This is a genomic window from Arcobacter cryaerophilus gv. crypticus (genome assembly GCF_002993025.1).
Classification (GTDB): Bacteria; Campylobacterota; Campylobacteria; order Campylobacterales; family Arcobacteraceae; genus Aliarcobacter; species Aliarcobacter cryaerophilus_B.
This window is the reverse complement of the sequence record NZ_NXGI01000002.1, coordinates 386,154-405,580: the sequence shown is the minus strand read 5'-3', so window position 1 is coordinate 405,580 and position 19,427 is coordinate 386,154. Positions and strand designations below refer to the sequence as shown.

Sequence of the window (19,427 nt, the reverse complement as noted above, 5' to 3'; positions counted from 1 at the left end):
AAAAATATTTTAAATCATAAATTATAGCTTACAAGTTTTCCTTGTTTTAATTGATATAAATTATCCTTTACTTTTCTTATTTGGTTTACTTTCTCTTTAAAATTCATACTAGTGTCATAAGATAGTGTTAAAAGTTTATTCGAATAAAACTTGTGTAAAAGAACCAATAATTCCCTATTTAATCGTACCTCATCATAGCTTTCTAGCTTATCATTTAATATAATTTTATTTAAAGAGCTACTATTTATATCATTTAGCAACTCTTCAAACTCTTCTTGATGATGCTCAAACATTGATTTATCTATTTTATCTAAAACTATATCTAATCTTCTGGGCTCATCAAGTATTGATTTTATAATACAAAGCTCTGCAATATCAACTTTTGAAAGCTCAATACTATTTTTTCTGTGTATAGTATTTGATGTTTTTATCAAACTCTCTTTTATATTTAATTTTTGAGCTAAAAATCTTTTATACTCTTCTTGGTAAAGTTGGCTTAAACTATTTAAATACTCATTTGCTTCACTTAATGCCTTTTGTTTTTCAACAGGATTACTTATATTGTAACTTGAAACAATATAACTAATTGCAAAATTTGCAAAAGGAGTTGGATTTGAAAAAAGCTCTTCTAGCTCTTGAATTTTTCTATCTTTTACCATATCAGCTGGATCAGCTCCATTTTCAAAAATAACAACTCCTCCATCAAAACCATTTTGACTAAGCATAACGGAAGCCTTAAAAGCAGCATTTTGACCAGCTTTATCTCCATCATAAGATAAAAGAACTCTAGGCTCTCCTCTTCTTAAAAGTGGTAAATGCTCTTTTGTAAGTGCTGTTCCCAAAGTTGCAACTGCACTATTAAATCCAGCTTGATGAAGCATTATCACATCCAAATAACCCTCACAAACTATAATCTCTTTTGTTTTATATATCTTTTCTTTTGCTAAGTGATAGCCATACAAAAGTTTAGATTTATTAAAAAGAGGAGTTTGTGGAGAGTTTACATATTTTGCTCCATGATTTGTAAGAGTTCTTCCTCCAAAACCAACAAGTTTTCCATTTATTGAGTAAATTGGAAATATCAATCTATCAATAAATCTTGCATATAGCCCATTTTCTCCTTGGCTAATAACACCCTGCTCTATTGCGTCATTTAAGTTATAATGATTTGATTTCAAAAAATCTATTGTGCTATTTGAACTACTTGCATAACCTACTTCAAATTTTTCTATTGAAAGCTGAAAAACTCCTCTATCTTTTATATAGTTTTGTATATTTTCATCCAAAAAAAACTGTTTTTGATAAAAAGCATTTATATCTTCAAGAACTTTATTATCAGTTTTTTTTACAATACTTGTATCATATTCCAAAGTATAGTTATACATTGAAGCTAATTTTTCAATAGTTTCAGGATATGAAAGTTTCTCATATTCCATCAAAAATTTGATGCTATCTCCACCAACTCCGCAACCAAAACAGTGATATATTTGCTTTGAAGGACTAACAACAAAAGATGGTGTCTCTTCTCCATGAAAAGGACAACAAGCTTTAAAATTTGCACCAGATTTTTTTAATTCCAAAAACTGCGAAATAACATCAACAATATCAAGGTAATTTTTTAAACTCTCTATAGACTCTTTTCTTATCATTTTGGGATTATACACTTTTATTTTTTTATATGTACTTTTATGTTAAAGTGTGACTTTATTATTTAAAAAAGGTTATGTAATTGGATAATTTAGTTTTAGAGTATAGAGACCCTATTATTGGAATACTTTTATTAGTTTTTATGATTTTTTTAATATCTTTTTTTACATACTCATATGGTATTTACAAAGAAAAATCTGCAAGAAAAGATTATAGAAAACTATCTCGTAGATTTGAATTAGGAAATTTAAAAGAGAATGACTATATAAACCTTTACAAAACTTATAATCTACCATTTGACTCAATTTTACTTTTAGCATCTACTTTTTTACACAAAGGTGATAACAATAAAGCGATAAGTGTATATTTAGCACTTTTAGAACATGTAAAAGATAGAGTTAAAAAAGAAGAGCTTCTTGAACTTCTTGGAAATACATATTTTAAAGGCGGTTTTTTACAAAGATCAAATGAGATATTTTTAAGAATTCTAAAATTTTCTCCTAGAAATAAAAATGCCTTACAAAGTCTTTTACTAGTAAATGAAAAACTAAAAAATTTTAAAAAATCAAAAGAGATTGCTCAAGCTTTAGAAGAATTAAATGTTGATGTTAGTGTAGAAAAAATATATTTTGATACTTTAATTATATTAAATGATCCAATTTTATCTTATGAAAAAAGAACTGAACTTTTATTTGAAATTTTTAAAGAAAATAAAATTATTCAAAGAATTTTTGCAACTTTTTTAATTCAATTCAATAAGGATTTTTTATTCTCAAATATAGATATGTTTGAGTGTGAAAAATTAATTGATATTTTATGGTATCAAAAAAAAGAGGATATTGATTTTGATAAAATAAAAAATAATCAGTTTTTAAATGAACTTTATAGTGCAAAAGATTATATAAATAGTGTTTCAACTAGTAGCGATTTTGATTTGAATATTTTAATACTAATAAATAAATATCAAAAAGATATAAAAACAAATTTAACTTTTGAATTTATTTGTAACTCTTGTAAGCACCCAAACCCTTTTTATGAAGCTAGATGTCCAAATTGTCACTCTATTTTAACTTTGGAAGTAAAGCATCATTTGACAAAAGCTTATGAGCTTTCAAATCAATCACTGCAATAAAATAAAATATATTTGTGTTATAATTTTATAATTTTAAAATAAAGGATAAAAATTGAGTGATTATTCAAATCTTGAAAAGTGTTTGGATTATCAGTTTAAAAATAAAAATCTGATAATCGAAGCACTTACTCATAAAAGTTTCAAAAAACCATACAACAATGAAAGACTAGAGTTTCTAGGTGATGCTGTTTTAAACTTGATTGTAGGAGAGTATTTATATACAAACTTTCCAACTTCAAATGAGGGAGAGCTTTCTAAAATTAGAGCTAGTTTGGTAAATGAAAATGGATTTACAAAATTAGCAAATGAGATAAGTTTAGGAGATTATATATTTATATCAAATGCCGAAGAGAGAAACAAAGGAAGAACGAAATCTTCTATACTTTCAGATGCATTTGAAGCAATAATGGGTGCAATATATCTTGAAAGTGGATTAGAAAGACTAAAGCCGATTATTTTAAATCTGCTTGAAAATTGTTATGATAAAATAAATCTTGATGTACTATTTAGTGACTACAAAACAGCTCTGCAAGAGATAACTCAAGCAAAATTTGCATCAATTCCTGAATATGTTGTTGAAGGTTCATATGGACCTGACCACAAAAAAGAGTTTGAAGTATCTATTTGGATTGATGGTATTAATTACGGAAGTGCAAGTGGTAAAAGTAAAAAATTAGCACAACAAGCTGCTGCAAAAATTGCTATTGCTAAACTAAGTGAGGAAGAAAATTGAATAGTTTTGGACATAGATTTAGATTTACAACATTTGGTGAATCACATGGAAAAGCTCTAGGATGTATAGTTGATGGTGTTCCAGCTGGAATAAAAATTGATGAAGAGTTTATTCAATCAGAAATGAACAGAAGAAAACCTGGACAAAATGAGTTCGCAACAAAGAGAAATGAAGGCGATGTTGTTGAGATTTTAAGTGGTGTTTTTGAAGGTTATTCAACAGGAACAAGTATTGCTATGATTATTTTTAATGAAAATCAAAAATCAAGTGATTACTCAAATATAAAAGATTTATTCAGACCAGGTCATGCTGATTTTACATATTTTAATAAATATGGAATAAGAGATTATAGAGGTGGAGGAAGAAGTAGTGCTAGAGAAACAGCAGCAAGAGTTGCAGCTGGAGCTATTGCAAAACTTCTTTTAAATGAGCTAAATATTGATATAAGAAGTGGAATTTGTGAGATAAATGGAGTTGAAGCAAAAAGTTTTGATTTTGAAAATGCTAGAAATTCAGAAATTTTTGCTTTAGATAAAAGTGTAGAAGATGCTCAAAAAAATGCTATTTTAGATGCAAAAAACTCTCACAATAGTGTTGGTGGAGTTGCAATTATAAATGTAAAAAATACTCCAATAGGTTTGGGAGAGCCAATTTATCATAAATTAGATGCTCAAATTGCAAATGCAATGATGAGCATAAATGCTGTTAAAGCTGTAGAAATTGGTGATGGAATTTTAGCTTCAAAAGTTTTGGGATTTGATAACAACGACCAAATAAGAAAAAGCGGATTTAAAACAAATCATAGTGGTGGAATTTTGGGAGGAATCTCAAATGGTGATGATATAAATGTAAAAGTATATTTCAAAGCAACTCCATCTATTTTTATTGAGCAAGATACTATTGATAGCTTTGGAGATGAAGTTGTTTGTAAACTAAAAGGAAGACATGACCCTTGTGTTGCTATAAGAGGAAGTGTTGTTGCTGAATCTATGATGGCTTTAGTACTTGCAGATATGCTTTTGTTAAATATGTCATCAAAAGTAGAAAATATCAAAAAAGTTTATGCGAAATAGAGTTTTATTTCTACTTTTACTATCTTTAAACCTCTTTGCAAATGAAAATATTGCAAAGAGGTTAATTCTTGCTTATCCACTTTTTTTAGAAAAATATGAAGATAATTTTATCTATTTTAAAGATGGCTCAAAACTACAATTTTCTACAAATAATAAAGATTTAAGCTATGAAGAGATTATTCAAAATAGCTCTTTAGAAAATCAAATGAGTATGAAATATGTAAAAATAGATGAAAATAAAAACTATATTCCATCAAAAAATGAAGATGCTGGAAGATTTAGAAATGAAGAGTTTTTCAAAAAAATATATGGTAAAAATAGACAAGAGATAGAAAAAAATCTTGTAAAAATCAAATGGTTAGAAAAAAGCCAAAATAAAACTTTATGGGTTACAAAAATAAATGGTATAGATAAAAAACTAGAAAAGATAAGTAGTGAACTAGAAAATTTACCAAAAGAGTTTAAAAAATATATAATAAATCCAGATGGAGTTTATAATTTTAGAAAAATTAGTGGTACAAATAGGCTTAGCACTCATAGTTTCGCAATAGCTATTGATTTAAATAAAGAGTATTCAAACTATTGGCTTTGGGAAAAAAATGGAAAAAATCTTGAGTATAAAAACCAAATTCCTCTTGAAATTGTAAAAATATTTGAGAAATATGGTTTTATTTGGGGAGGGCGATGGTATCACTATGATACCATGCACTTTGAATATAGACCAGAATTACTTTTAGATTAAGCCTTGAGTAATTCCTGAATTTCTCTTGTAATCCATAATTTCAAGCTCTTTTTCAGCAGTAATCACAACATCACTATCAACTGAAAAATCCAATCTTTCATCTCGACCTTCATAAGGAATTGAGTTTAAAATAACTTTTATAGAATTAAGTCTTGCAAGAAATTTACTATCACTTCTTATAATTGTCCAAGGTGATTTTGGAGTATTTGTGTACTTTAACATATCGTATTTTTTTTGAGTGAACTCTTCCCATCTACTTTGCATTTGTAAATCAATTTCACTTAGTTTCCACTGTTTTAAAGGATTTTCTTCTCTCTCTTCAAATCTTCTTGCTTGTTCTTCTTTTGATACAGATAGATAAATTTTTAGAAAATGAAATCCATGATCGATTAAATCCTCTTCAAATCTTTGAACACTTCTCATAAAAACATCATACTCTTTTTGTGTACAAAATTCAAAAACAGGCTCAACCATAGCACGATTGTACCAACTTCTATCAAATATAACTAGCTCTCCACCTTTTGGAAATTGCTCTACATATCTTTGAAAATACCATTGTGTTTTTTGAACATCTGAAGGTTTTCCAAGTGCAACCACTCTATAATGCTTTTCATTCATATATCTAGTGATTCTTCTAATAGCCCCACCTTTTCCAGAAGCATCCCTTCCTTCCATAAGTATAATCATCTTTTCATTATGTTTTTCAAGATGCGATTGAAGCTTTATAAGCTCTACTTGATAAGGTTTTAATATATCATCTTTTGTTCTATATATAAATTTTGAGTGTAAATCACTTACAAAACTACCATTTGCCTCTTTTAATTTTTCAATGAACTCATCTAAACTCATATTTGCATTTGCTCTACGACTTTTTTCATAAAAATTTTCGAAATTCATTTTGCCCCTTTTTTATTTATCATTAAATTATACACAAACTATTTAGAAACTTTTCCTATATGGTTTTCAACTGACTTTATCTTTGTTTGGATTCTATTTTCACCACTTGTTCTTATATCAAAATTAGCAACTGCATATACTCTATTACATCCTAATTCTTCGAGTTTTAAATAACAAAGATTTAATAAATCCAATAGCTCTTTTAGAGTTTTTGCTTCAACAATTGTATTCATAGATGTTAGCTGATAATCTAATCCACTATTTTTTATAATTTCTAAAATCTGCGATACTTCTTTGCTTTTACTTCCCTTTGTATCTGTTGGAAACATTGCTAAACTCATTAAAACTGACATTTTTTATACCTTTTAAATCATATTTTCAAATTTTTTTTGCTAGTATATACAAATTTCATTAAAAGGATAAATATGAAACTAGATGTAACAGCTGAAGTTATAGTATCACAACTTGGTTATTCAAACAACGAATCTTCTTTAAAACAAGCTCAAAAAGCTATAGATGTAACAAAAGGTTATGAAAAATTTTCAAAACAGATAATCACTCTAAACGACCACTTAAAAAAAATGAATGCCTATGTTGGTTTGTCAAATAAAACAGATTTTTTTAAAATAAAATGTGATGAAAACGATTCAAAAGAGATAATTGAAGAGTTTCATGATACTATTTGGAAATGGGCAGAAAAATATAATGTAGAACTTGAAAGACTTGATAAAAAACCAATTTATTATATTTTAGGAGTTTCAAACTAGATTTTTCTAGTTTGAAATCTATCATAGTTTTTCTACAATTTAACTCTTTTATATTTTAAAAAATTTTTCTATAACTATGACAGTATGGAGTTTTTCCACTTTTATTATAATAGTTTTGATGATAACTCTCTGCTTTATAAAATTTAACTTCAGGTTTTAAAGTTGTAGCAACTTTGTAAGCTTTTTTCTCTAAATTCTCAATCAAACTTTGTGCGATGCTCTTTTGATTTTCATCACAATAAAAAATTGCACTTAAATATTGGCTTCCTATATCTGGACCTTGTCCATTTGTTTGAGTAAAATCGTGAATTTCAAAAAAAAGTTTCACTAAAGTTTCATAACTTACAATACTTTCATCAAAAACAACTTCTATAACTTCCAAATGTCCACTAAACCCACTACTAACCATCTCATATGTTGGATTTTCTATATCTCCACCCATATATCCTGAAACTACTTCTAAAACTCCTATTTGCTTTTGAAACAAAAATTCTACTCCCCAAAAACAACCTGCTGCGAAGTATGCTTTTTGTAACTTTTCTTTTTGTGATTTAAAATTTAAAGATAAAGAGTTTACACAATGCCTTATATTTTTTGAAGTCAAACCCTCTTTTTCAAAAATATGTCCCAAATGTCCACCACATTTTTGACAAATAATTTCAACTCTTCTTCCATCCGTATCTGGAACTTTTTTAATAGCACCAACTATTTCATCATCAAAACTTGGCCATCCACAAGATGATTTGAACTTATCTTCACTTTTATACAAAGGTGCATTACATTTTTTACAAAGATAAATTCCTTCTTCATAAAAATCATTGTAAATACCACTAAATGGATATTCTGTTCCTTTTTGCTCTATTATATACTTTTCATCTTGTGTTAAATTATTAAATTTCATAGATTTATTTCCTTTAAAATAGTATTATACAAATTAAAAGATTATAAAAAAGGCATTTTAGATGAAAGAGAATTTACTTATCGTTTGGACCAATGGAGATATTGAAGTTGCAAATAATTTTCCACTTCTATATTCAAGTGTAGTTTTAGATAGAAAATATTGGAAAACAGCACACTTAATGATTTGGGGACCATCAATTTTACTTGTAAAAGAGACTTTTATTCAAGAAAAATTAAAGTATATATTAAGCACAGGTGTAACAATGAGTGCTTGTATTGTTTGTGTAGAAGATTATGGTGCAAGAGCTGAATTAGAAAAACTTGGTATTGAAATAGCGCATACTGGTGAATTTTTGACAAATGCTTTAAAAGATGAAACTTTTTCTGTTTTAACTATTTAAACTTGTTTTTCTAAATATTTTATTGCTTCTATCATGGTTTTTGTGATTTTTTTTAGCTCTTTTTTTGATATTGTGTATGCAACAATAGAGTAAAAAAGTTTTCCAAAAGGACGAAGCCAAACTCCATTTTTTACACAAAAATCTTGAAGTTGTGAAGCATAAATATCATCTTTTAGCTCTATTACTCCAATTGCTCCAATATTTCTTACATCTTTGACTAAAAAACTATCTTTTACTTTTTCTAAATCTTTTCTAAAAATTTTCTCTATTTTTAAAACTCTTTTTTTCCAATTATTGTTTAAAAGCTCATCAATAGTAGCATTTGCAACACTACATGCTAGTGGATTTGCCATAAATGTTGGTCCATGCATTAAAACACCAATATCACTATTTGAAATAGTATCACTTATATTTTTAGATGTAATCATTGCGGCCATTGTTAAAGTTCCACTAGTAAGACCTTTTCCAATAGTTAAAATATCTGGTTTTATATTTGTATGATTAAAAGCAAACATCTCTCCTGTATGTCCAAAACCAGTTGCAATCTCATCTAAAATCATCAAAATATCATATTTTGTACAAATTTCTCTTACTTTTTCTAAATATTTTGGATTATAAATTCTCATTCCTCCAGCACCTTGAACAACTGGTTCAAGAATAAATCCTGCAATTTTTTCATGATGTATTTGTAAAGTTTCCTCTAAATCTTTCAAAGCTTCGCTAAAATCTGATTCAAAACCCAATGCTGGAGCTTCTACAAAAATATTTTGGCTTAAATAATCTCCATATAATGAATGCATTGAATTTTCAGGATCACAAACACTCATAGCACCTAAAGTATCTCCATGGTAAGCATTTTTTAAAGCTAAAAATTTAAATTTCTCTTTTCCTTTTGCTTTTTGATACAAAATTGCTGTTTTTAAAGCGACTTCAACAGAAACAGAACCACTATCACATAAAAATACAGAGTTTAAACCAGTTATTTCTACAAGTTTTTTTGCCAAAATTGAAGCTGGAGAATGAGTTAGTCCACCAAACATAATATGAGGCATAGTTTTTGCTTGTTTTTTCAAAGATTTATATATTTTTTTGTTGTTATAACCTAAAATTGCACTCCACCATGAGCTCATTCCATCAATTAAAATTTCGCCATTTTCCAAAAAAATCTTACAATTTTTCGTTTTTTTAACAGCCAAAATTGGACTTTTTGATGGCAAAGAGTTATAAGGATGCCAAAGATGGTTTTTATCTATTTCTAAATAATTCAATTTTTTATCTCTTCAAATATATTTTTAGTTAAAATAATTGTTGTAATAACACCTTTTTGTTCAATGTTTTTATATTTAAAACTACAATTTTTCATAAAAATATCTCCATTTAGATGTGTCTTTATAATCTGATTCGACATATAAAGCCCTATTCCTGTTCCACTATATTGGTGTTTTGTAGTAAAGTATGGTTCAAATACTTTATCTAAAATATCATCTTCTACTCCACCTGCATTATCTTTTATCTCTATTAAAATCCTATTTGGAAAGTTTTTTATTGATATAAAAATAACTCTATCTTTAATTTTTTTCTCAATAAAAGCATCTTTTGAGTTACTTATAATATTTATAAAAACTTGCATAAGCTCTGTTTCATATGCAATAATATCAATATCTTCATAATCAAACTCAACTTTAATAAGGTTCTCTTTTAAAGTTGCTTCCAAAAAGCTCAAGCTTTTTTCAATATTTTTTACTAAACTAAATTTTGTTTTATCTTTTTGAGGTTTAAAAAAATATCTAAAATCATCTATTGTATCAGATAGATATTTTACAGTATCCACAATTTGCTCTATACTTTTTATAAGCTCTTCATCTTCTAAAATATTTAACTGTTTTTTTAATTTTAACCCACTAGCACTTGTGCTTATCACAGAAAGAGGTTGTCTCCATTGATGAGCAATATTTTCAATCATCTGTCCCATTGCTACCATTTTTTGTTGTTGAGCCAAAATTCTATCTTTTTCTTGGTGCTTATCTAACTCTTTTTTTATCCTTGTTGCAAGCTTTTTATTCATTATTTTTAATCTATTTGTTTTTATATTTACGAGGTTTTTTAACCTTTTGTTTAGCTTTATTATAAAATATTGTCTATAGACAAAAATAGCTGTAATAATAAAAATAATTAATATAAGTTTCCATAAAAATGATAAATTAAAATGCTCTTCAAACTTTAAATACAACCATTTTTCTAGTCTACTTTTTTTATCATATCCTATAAAATTGTCTATTTTAAATTCACTATTTATATATCCCATAACATTATATAAATCATATATTCTTTGAACTTTTTCTTGTTTCATATCTCCTAATTTACTATCATTTAAATATGATAATTTCTTTAACTCATTTGCTTCAAAAAGAAGCTCATCTTTTGAAAGTTTTTGAGTATTATATTTTTCCAAAATAATATCAACACTTTTTTCTATGTTACTATAAGAGTATTCCCATCCTTGCAAAGATGCTTTTTTGAATTTTTCAACAATATTATAATCATTGTTGTATTTATCAATATTTGTTATCAAAAAATCACTGTACATATCAAAACCATAATCTTTTGGGTAAAAAATATTATATTTTATTCCCTCTTTTTCTAATATAAATGGTGCTTTTGAAGTATAAGCAGAGATAATATCAACTTTTTTATCTATCAAATCATAAATATTGTGCGAGTGTTCTACTTGAGTTATACTTTTTAAATCTATTTTACTAGATGTTAGCATAGCTCTTAATGACACTTCACTTCCATCATCTTTTGTTCTCATAAGTCTTTTATTCTCAAACTTATTAAATGTATCTATTCCTGACTCTTTTGTAGTTAGAAGTACTAAAGGTGTTGCTTGAAAAATTGCTGCAAGAGCGATAATTTTTGGATATTTTGCTTTTTCAAGGATTAGATTTTCTCTTCCTATTGCAAAATCTACATTTCCATTATTTACCATTTTTGGGATATTCATACCTAAAGAAAATGGCAAAATCTGAACATCAAGTCCAGCATCTTTGTAAAATCCTTGCTCTTTTGCCATATAATAACCAGCAAATTGGAACTGATCAAACCAAGATAGTTGAATTGTAACTTTTGTTAAATCTTTTGAATACAAGTTTATATTTAAAAAGATTAATAAAAAAAGAAGTTTAAGATTTAAAAAAAGTCTCAATTTTTGCCTTTAAAATCTATACCAAAAAATTTGGTATAGATAAGTTTAATGTAAAGATTTAATGTAAAAAGTGTCTAATTCCTGAGAAATACAATGCCATACCATACTCATTTGCAGCTTCTATAATCTCATCATCTCTAATACTTCCACCTGGTTCAATTACACATTTAACTCCAGCTTTTTGTGCCTCATCAATACTATCTCTAAATGGGAAAAATGCTTCAGATGCTAATACAGCTCCATTTACATCAATTCCCATATCACTAGCTTTTCTTAAAGCAGCTTTGCTTGCATCAACTCTAGATGTCATTCCCATTCCAACAGCTACCATTGCAGAATTTTTTACATAAACTACACAGTTTGATTTTGTCAAACTTGCTATTTTATAAGCTATTTCCATATCTTTAACTTCTTGCTCACTTGCAGCTCTTGAAGACATAAGTTTAGAGTTTTTAACCTCATCATCTGCAACTTTATCAGCCTCTTGATATACAAAACCACCATCAACTCTTTTGAAATCAAAACTATCATTTGCTAGTTCTAAATATTTTGTTCCTTGAGAGAATAGTTTTATTCTTTTTTTACTTTCAAAAACTTCAACTGCCTCAGCTGTAAAATCTGCTGCAAAAACAACTTCAAGGAAAATTTCATTCATTTTTTCTGCAAGTTCTTTATCTACAGTTCCATTTACAGCAACAACACCACCAAATGCAGAAACTGGGTCACATTTAAGTGCTTCAACATAAGAGTTCAAAAGTGTATCTTTAATAGCAAAACCACATGGATTTCCATGTTTTACAATACAAACAGCATTGTCTGTTCCAAATGCAGCAGCAATTCTAGCAGCTCCAGAAATATCGCCCATGTTATTAAATGATGCTTCACCTTTTATAGTTTTGAATTTATTTGAAAATTGATTTTCAAACTCATACAAAGCACCTTTTTGATGAGGATTTTCTCCATATCTTGTATCAAATACTTTAGATCCAACAATAAATTGTTTAGCTCCAAATCCACCATTAAATCTTTTGTTCATATAGTTTGCAATCATAGAGTCATAAGAAGCTGTATGTTCATAAGCTTTAATCATCATATCTCTTCTAAACTCAATTGTATTTGTCTCATTTTTAAGATTTTGTAAAACTAAATCATAATCAGCAACATCTGTTACAATAATTACACTATCAAAATTTTTAGCGGCACTTCTCACCATCGCTGGTCCACCAATATCGATGTTTTCAATAATATCTTCAAAATCATTAGTTTTTTCTATTGTTGCTTTAAATGGATATAAATTTACACAAACTAAATCAATTCCCTCAACTCCTAGCTTTTTTGCCTCATCAAGGTGAGATTGTTTATCTCGTCTATGCAAAATTCCACCATGAATATATGGATTTAAAGTTTTTACTCTTCCTTCAAAACACTCAGGAAATTTTGTAACTTCATTTGCTTCAATTACTGCAATTCCTGCATCTTTTAACTTACTATATGTTCCACCTGTGCTTATGATTTCATAACCTAATTTTACAAGTTCTTTAGCAAAATTTTCAACACCACTTTTATCGCTTACACTAATTAATGCTCTCATTATTTACCTTATTATCTTATTGATCTTGTTCTATTACTTCTTTAAATCTGTTGAAGTATACTTTACTCAAATTATCTAACTCTTTAAAAATATCATTTATTATAAATTTATCTCCACCAGTTTTTCCAATACCTACACAAGAAACACCATTTTTAGAAGCTAATTTTTCAAAAGCTTCACAATTTTTTAGCTCAACTTCAACTATTGCTCTACTTAAAGATTCACTAAAAATATCTTTTGAATCCTCAAGTGATATATTTGCTTCAACTCCGATATTTCCAACAACTGACATTTTAGCAAGAGATATAGCAACTCCACCAAGATTTACATCTTTAGCACTTTTTAATAGTTTTGCTTTATTTGCTTCAATTACTGTATTCCATAAAGCTAACTCTTTTTCAAAATCAACTTTTGGATGAACTCCAGCAACTTTTCCATAAAGTTTTTTTAGATATAAACTTCCACCAAATTCACTATAAGTATCACCTAAAAGATATAGTATATTTCCATTTCCTTGAAGTTTTGAAGGAAGTACATTTTGTGCATCTTCATTTACTCCAACCATTGCAATAGATGGAGTTGGGAATACACTAACTCCATTTGTTTCATTATATAGTGAAACATTTCCACCAATAACAGGAGTATTTAAAGCTCTACAAGCATTTTTAATACCTTCACAACTCTCTTTAAACTGCCACATAACCTCTGGATTTTGTGGATTTCCAAAGTTTAAACAATCTGTAATTGCTTTTGGAACAGCTCCACTCATAGCAACATTTCTACCACTTTCCATAACAGCAGCTGCTGCTCCTAGCTGTGGATTTATATAACAAAATCTTGTATTACAATCAGCACTCATTGAAAGAGCTTTTCCAGTCTCTTTAATTCTAATACTTGAACCATCCAAGCTTCCTGGACCTTTAATTGTATTTGTTTGAACCATTGAGTCAAATTGAGAGTAAATCCAAGATTTATCTACAACTTCCATATCACTAAATAACTCATCAAAAGCAATTTGATTTGAAATTTCTTTATCCATATTGATATTTGCAACAGTTTTTAAATATTCAGGCTCTTTTATAGGTCTATCTAAAATAGGTGCTTCTTCTGATACTGGTTGAACAGGAACATCAGCAACTTTTTCTCCATGCCAAAATAGCTCCATATGCCCACTACTTGTAACTTCTCCAATAACAGCAACATCTAGTTCCCATTTTTGAAATATATCAATAATAGCTTGCTCACAACCTTTTTTAGCACAAATAAGCATTCTTTCTTGAGATTCACTTAACATAAAGTCATAAGGAGTCATTCCCTCTTCTCGTGCAGGAACTTTATCTAAGTGCATAATCATTCCACTTCCACTTCTTCCAGCCATCTCAAATGAACTCGATGTAAGTCCAGCAGCTCCCATATCTTGAATACCAACAATTAAATCAGCTTTAAATAGTTCTAAACAAGCCTCTAAAAGTAGTTTTTCAGTAAATGGATCTCCAACTTGAACAGTTGGTCTTTTGCTTTCACTATCTTCTGTAAAAGAGGCACTTGACATAACAGCACCACCAAGACCATCTCGTCCTGTTTTACTTCCAACATAAATAACTGGATTTCCAATACCTTCAGCTCGTCCGTAAAAAATCTCATCAGTCTTTGCAAGACCTAAAGTAAATGCATTTACAAGATTGTTTCCAGCATAACACTCTTCAAAACTTGTCTCTCCACCAATAGTAGGAACTCCCATACAGTTTCCATATCCACCAATTCCAGCAACAACACCTTTTAATAAATATCTATGTTTTTTTGCAGTTTCACTATTGCCTTCAATTGAAGCAAATCTAATTGAGTTCATACTAGCAATTGGACGTGCGCCCATTGTAAATACATCTCTTAATATTCCACCAACTCCAGTTGCAGCTCCTTGATAAGGTTCAATAAAGCTTGGATGATTGTGAGATTCCATTTTAAATACAGCAGCATATCCATCACCAATATCTATTACTCCAGCATTTTCACCAGGACCTTGAATAACCCATGGCGCTTTTGTAGGAAATCCACTTAAATATTTTTTACTTGATTTATAAGAACAGTGTTCGCTCCACATTGCAGAGAAGATACCAACTTCAACATAGTTTGGTTCTCTTCCTAAGATTTTTTTTATATTCTCAAACTCATCTTTTGTTAAAGAGTGCGCTATTGCTATCTCTTCTATATTCATATCTTTTTTTTGCATTTTTCGCCTTAAATCTTTGTCAATTTTTAAGGCGATTGTATCTAAAAAGAGTTAAAAATGTTTTTAATCTTCAGCTAAAATTTGTACTTTGTTGTTTGCAACTTCAATAAAAAGCTCTTTTTTACCAACAAACTTAACAGATGGACTATAATATTCCTCATCCATAACCGCTCTATATATTTTTTTACCCAAAGAGTTTGGATAAGGACTTATATCCATATTATAAAGATTAATTATTTTATTCTCATTTTTAGCAAAAACTTGCTTTTTTTGATTTGCAAAAGTATTAAAATCAGTTCTATCAGATCTTTTAAAATCTTTTGAATAAAAAGACAAATACTCATTTATGTTTGATACTTTCCAAGCATCTTTCCACTTATAAATTGAGCTTAAGATAAGAGCTATATCTTCTTTTTTTGCTTTTTTGAACTCATCACTACTAGTTATTAATACTGTTTTTTTGTAATCAATATTTTTTTCTAGCTCTTTTAATTTCTCATTATTTAGTGCTAAGCATCCTTGAGTATAATTTTCTCTATCTCCATTTAAAGGCATTCCATGTATCCAAATTCCATGACCTTTTTTATTTAAACTTTGGTCAAAATTATTTGGATATGAAGTAACAAGTGCTAAAGGTCCATAAAATTGGTCAAGACCTGTTCTTTTTTGAACTAAATCATAAGAACCTTCAGGAGTTTTTTTATCACCCTCTAAATATTTATCACCAGCTTTTTCACCAATAATGATATTATCTTTTGAGATTCTTTTAAAATCATCTCCATTTTTTGCAAATAAACTCATCTCTTTATTGTTTTTTTGTGCAACAATAACATACTCTTTTGTCTCATAAAAACCGTAATCTACATTTTTATTTTCAAGGTACTTTTTCCATGAATTAACATCTCTTAAACTCTTTTCAAGTTCTTTTTCTACTGCATTTATCCCTTGAGTTCTATACAACTCTAAAAAATCTTTAGAAAAAAGATTTACAGATAAAAATACTACAATAACCAGCTTTAACAAATTATGCTCCATTTTCTTTTTAAGTTTTGGGATTGTATAATACTTGTCCTAATTTTTTAATAAAAAGGGATTATAGATTGTGAAAAAAATTATTTTACTTATTTGTGTTTTATTTAATGTTCTATTTTCAGCTCAAATAGAAGAACTTTCTTGGCAAAAAGGAGAAAGTTTTTTAACATTCTTGGAAAAAAATAAAATCCCTTTAAAATTATATTATGACTTAGACAAAGAAGATCAAGAACTTTGTAGTGAAATTCAATCAGGAAATAGATTTTTTTTGTACACAGAAGATGATGGAAGTTTAACACAAGCTTTAATTCCAGTCTCATTAGATATGCAAATACATATTTATAAAGATAGTTCAAATGATTACAAATTTCAAACTCTACCTATTAACTATACTGAAACTTCTGAATTAATAGCTATTCCTATAACAGAATCTATATCAAATGATATTCTAAAAGCAACAGGAGATGTTACAATAGCAGCTATTTTAAGCTCTCTATTTAGTAACTCAAATGCTGATTTTAAAAAGATGAAAAAAGGTGATTTTATAGCTATTGAATACAATCAAAAAACTTATATGGGAAAACTTCATGGTATGCCCGAAATAAATGCTGCTATGATTCAAATAAATGGAAAACCATTTTATAGATTTAGAAATAGCAAAGATGATAAATATTATGATGAAAATGGTGTTGGGTTTACAAAAACTTATCTTTTCCAAATACCACTTACATTTACAAGAATTTCAAGTCCCTTTACAAACAAAAGATACCATCCTGTTTTAAAAAGATATAGAGCTCATTTAGGTACTGATTTTGCAGCGCCTACAGGAAGAAATATATATGCAGCAAGTGATGGAAGAGTTGAGTTTGTGGGAACTCAAAGTGGATATGGAAAAACTGTTATCATAAATCATCAAAATGGATATAAAACTTTATATGCACATCAAAATGGATTTGCAAAAGGTCTAAGACAAGGACAAATGATAAAAAAAGGTACACATATTGGATATGTTGGTTCAACTGGACTTAGTTCAGGACCACATTTACACTTAGGAATGTATAGAAACAATGTTGCAATTGATCCAATGACTGTTTTACAAAGACCAAAATTTGAAGGACTTGATCCAAAAGATAAACCAACATTTTTGGCAAATACTAAGGCAATTATATCTAAGTTTAACAAACAAGTAGAAAATGATAACAGAACAACTCCAACAAGATTGGATAGAATTTCAGATAGAAGTATTATTAACCTATTTTAAAACTATTTTATTCATAAAAAAATGAAATAGTTACTAAAAAGTTGAGAGTTCAGAAAGAAAACTCAACTTTACTAGCACAATTTTTATTCACTATCTTCTACAGAACCAACTGGCTGTAAAACTGCTAAATAATCTTTAAATCTTTCTTGTCCCAAATTATCATTTTTATAGTCATTAATAAGCTTTTCTATATAATCAACAAGACCATTTGAAGGAACTTTTACACCAATTTTTCTAGCAATTCTACTTTTACTTGTACCTTCTAAATTTCCACCTAAAAGTACATCATAACCCTCAACTCTTTGTCCTTCGTGTCTAATCATAGCTCCAACAAATCCAATATCAGCAATTTGTGGATGAGAACATGTATTTCCACAACCAGAAATAGCTATAGTTACATCTTCTTTGAAATCTGGAAATCTATATTCAAGCTCAAGAACAACTTTTTTTGCAAACTCTTTTGTTTCAGTTATACCAAATTTACAGAACTCTTTTCCTGTACATGATTGTAATCTTGCTCTAAATGGATTTGGTGCATATGGATAACCTAAAGCTTCAAATTCATCTGCCAAAGATTGAACAAATTCATCTTTTATATCATAAACTAAAAAATTTTGAGTTGCTGTAAGTGCAACTCCACCAGCACCATATTTTTTACAAATTTCATAAAACTTTACAAAATCCTCTCCAGCAACTCTTCCTGAATTTGTTGCAAATCCAACATAAGAAAGCCCTGATTGTTTTTGTCTGTTTATTCCAAAGTGATTTCTATTTTCAAAAGATGCAACAACTGGAGCTTCTAAACCATCTTGAAGTTTGTATCCAATTGCTTTTTCAATCTCCTCTACGAACTTTTCAATTCCCCAATCATTTAAAAGGTGTCTAACTCTTGCTTTGTTTCTATTATCTCTATTTCCATTATCTCTAAAAATTTCTGCACAAGCAACTGCTACATCTAAAACTTGCTCTGGTTTTACATATTTATTTGCTCTTGTTGCTATTTGTTTTGATTTTGACAATCCACCACCAATAGTTAAATCAAATAAAACTTCACCATCTTCTGTTTTAAAAGCTGTAAAAGCAACATCTTGAATCTCATGTGCAGCACAATGGCATTTACAACCACTAATTCCTATTTTATATTTTCGTGGAAAGTTACAAAATCTATCATCATTTTTATCAAAATATGCATCAACCTCTTTTAAAAGCTCTTGAACATCATAAATCTCACCTTCATCAATCCCAGTAACAGGACATGTCATAATAGGTCTAGGACCATCACCTGATGCCATTCTTGAAGTTAGGTTTACACTATTTAGTAAATCAAAAATAGCTGGAATATCTTTTATTTCAATATAGTGAAACTGAACATTTTGTCTTGTTGTAAAATCAACCAAACCTTGAGCATATTTTTGTCCAATTTCTCCCATAACTCTTAGTTGTTCTAAGTTCATTCTAGCATCAACTAATTTTATTCTTTTCATAAAATATTTTTTATCTTCTAATCCATCTTTATTTATGTGAGGATACATTCCGTACCATTTTAAAAGCCCAATATACTCATCTTTCAAAGGAATTCCTTCTAATGCTTCTTTGTATAAATCGTCTATTACTCTAAGCGGATTTCTTGAAGCTTTTAAAAGTTCAAGTTCTGATAATTGTGCCATACTATTCCTTATTATAATTGTAATTTTTGTGTAATTATATCTCGAAAAGTTTAAATACAAATTAAAATAATCTTGATTAAATAACTATAGTAAATTATAGATAAATTTAAGCTCTTTTTTAGATTAATATTTAAAATATAGTTTATAAT

17 protein-coding genes are annotated in these 19,427 nt (G+C 28.3%); 7 read left to right on the top strand and 10 right to left on the bottom strand.

From position 1 onward, the window contains the following. Positions 1–14: 14 nt before the first annotated feature. On the bottom strand, positions 15–1,649 hold the full coding sequence (dnaG, locus tag CJ670_RS02485; RefSeq protein ID WP_105938722.1) for a DNA primase: 1,635 nt from the start codon (positions 1,647–1,649) through the stop codon (positions 15–17). An 80-nt stretch (positions 1,650–1,729) separates the two neighbouring features. Here dnaG and CJ670_RS02480 point away from each other — a divergent pair, with 80 nt between their 5' ends. Genes CJ670_RS02480 through CJ670_RS02465 form a run of 4 tightly spaced genes read left to right on the top strand, consistent with a single transcriptional unit; the run spans position 1,730 to position 5,327 of the window. Then, positions 1,730–2,779 (top strand): tetratricopeptide repeat protein, encoded by a 1,050-nt coding sequence (locus CJ670_RS02480; RefSeq protein WP_105938721.1) that lies wholly within the window; start codon positions 1,730–1,732, stop codon positions 2,777–2,779. A gap of 52 nt (positions 2,780–2,831) precedes the next feature. Continuing rightward, positions 2,832–3,512 (top strand): ribonuclease III, encoded by a 681-nt coding sequence (rnc, locus tag CJ670_RS02475; RefSeq protein WP_105938720.1) that lies wholly within the window; start codon positions 2,832–2,834, stop codon positions 3,510–3,512. Beyond that, entirely contained in the window at positions 3,509–4,585 is a 1,077-nt protein-coding gene (gene aroC / locus CJ670_RS02470; RefSeq protein ID WP_105938719.1) for a chorismate synthase, read from the top strand. The genes rnc and aroC overlap by 4 nt, the downstream gene beginning before the upstream one ends. Further along, positions 4,575–5,327: a M15 family metallopeptidase gene (locus tag CJ670_RS02465; protein WP_105938718.1), complete on the top strand. Its 753-nt coding sequence runs from the start codon at positions 4,575–4,577 to the stop codon at positions 5,325–5,327. Before aroC ends, CJ670_RS02465 begins: the two co-directional genes overlap by 11 nt. On the opposite strand, the gene ppk2 is transcribed toward CJ670_RS02465, so the two are convergent. Beyond that, the gene (ppk2, locus tag CJ670_RS02460) at positions 5,319–6,224 is read right to left on the bottom strand and encodes a polyphosphate kinase 2 (protein WP_105911017.1); all 906 of its coding nucleotides are present in this window, start codon (positions 6,222–6,224) and stop codon (positions 5,319–5,321) included. The genes CJ670_RS02465 and ppk2 overlap by 9 nt on opposite strands. Before the next feature lie 38 nt (positions 6,225–6,262). Continuing rightward, positions 6,263–6,577 (bottom strand): MTH1187 family thiamine-binding protein, encoded by a 315-nt coding sequence (locus tag CJ670_RS02455; protein WP_105911018.1) that lies wholly within the window; start codon positions 6,575–6,577, stop codon positions 6,263–6,265. A gap of 72 nt (positions 6,578–6,649) precedes the next feature. Here CJ670_RS02455 and CJ670_RS02450 point away from each other — a divergent pair, with 72 nt between their 5' ends. Further along, the gene (locus CJ670_RS02450) at positions 6,650–6,991 is read left to right on the top strand and encodes a hypothetical protein (RefSeq protein WP_105911019.1); all 342 of its coding nucleotides are present in this window, start codon (positions 6,650–6,652) and stop codon (positions 6,989–6,991) included. A 55-nt stretch (positions 6,992–7,046) separates the two neighbouring features. Here CJ670_RS02450 and CJ670_RS02445 read toward each other — a convergent pair whose 3' ends face one another. Beyond that, positions 7,047–7,892: a bifunctional methionine sulfoxide reductase B/A protein gene (locus tag CJ670_RS02445; RefSeq protein WP_105938717.1), complete on the bottom strand. Its 846-nt coding sequence runs from the start codon at positions 7,890–7,892 to the stop codon at positions 7,047–7,049. A 61-nt stretch (positions 7,893–7,953) separates the two neighbouring features. On the opposite strand from CJ670_RS02445, the gene CJ670_RS02440 reads away from it, so the two are divergent. Then, positions 7,954–8,292, top strand: coding sequence for a DsrE family protein (locus CJ670_RS02440; RefSeq protein ID WP_105911021.1), 339 nt, complete (start codon positions 7,954–7,956; stop codon positions 8,290–8,292). Here the strand turns inward: CJ670_RS02440 and bioA are convergent. From bioA to CJ670_RS02415, 5 genes are all read right to left on the bottom strand, one after another. After that, positions 8,289–9,560, bottom strand: a complete 1,272-nt coding sequence (bioA, locus tag CJ670_RS02435; protein ID WP_105938716.1) for an adenosylmethionine--8-amino-7-oxononanoate transaminase — start codon at positions 9,558–9,560, stop codon at positions 8,289–8,291. The genes CJ670_RS02440 and bioA overlap by 4 nt on opposite strands. Further along, entirely contained in the window at positions 9,557–11,497 is a 1,941-nt protein-coding gene (locus tag CJ670_RS02430) for an ABC transporter substrate-binding protein (protein ID WP_105938715.1), read from the bottom strand. The genes bioA and CJ670_RS02430 overlap by 4 nt, the downstream gene beginning before the upstream one ends. A gap of 58 nt (positions 11,498–11,555) precedes the next feature. After that, a complete protein-coding gene (gene purH / locus CJ670_RS02425; RefSeq protein WP_105938714.1) occupies positions 11,556–13,088 on the bottom strand; it encodes a bifunctional phosphoribosylaminoimidazolecarboxamide formyltransferase/IMP cyclohydrolase in 1,533 nt (510 codons plus the stop codon). A 16-nt stretch (positions 13,089–13,104) separates the two neighbouring features. After that, positions 13,105–15,318, bottom strand: a complete 2,214-nt coding sequence (gene purL / locus CJ670_RS02420; protein ID WP_105938713.1) for a phosphoribosylformylglycinamidine synthase subunit PurL — start codon at positions 15,316–15,318, stop codon at positions 13,105–13,107. 63 nt (positions 15,319–15,381) lie between these two features. After that, positions 15,382–16,341 (bottom strand): L,D-transpeptidase family protein, encoded by a 960-nt coding sequence (locus CJ670_RS02415; protein WP_228154184.1) that lies wholly within the window; start codon positions 16,339–16,341, stop codon positions 15,382–15,384. A 79-nt stretch (positions 16,342–16,420) separates the two neighbouring features. Here CJ670_RS02415 and CJ670_RS02410 point away from each other — a divergent pair, with 79 nt between their 5' ends. Further along, positions 16,421–17,611: a peptidoglycan DD-metalloendopeptidase family protein gene (locus CJ670_RS02410; RefSeq protein ID WP_105911027.1), complete on the top strand. Its 1,191-nt coding sequence runs from the start codon at positions 16,421–16,423 to the stop codon at positions 17,609–17,611. A gap of 83 nt (positions 17,612–17,694) precedes the next feature. Here CJ670_RS02410 and CJ670_RS02405 read toward each other — a convergent pair whose 3' ends face one another. Then, positions 17,695–19,278: a nitrite/sulfite reductase gene (locus tag CJ670_RS02405; RefSeq protein WP_105938712.1), complete on the bottom strand. Its 1,584-nt coding sequence runs from the start codon at positions 19,276–19,278 to the stop codon at positions 17,695–17,697. Positions 19,279–19,427: the final 149 nt, after the last annotated feature.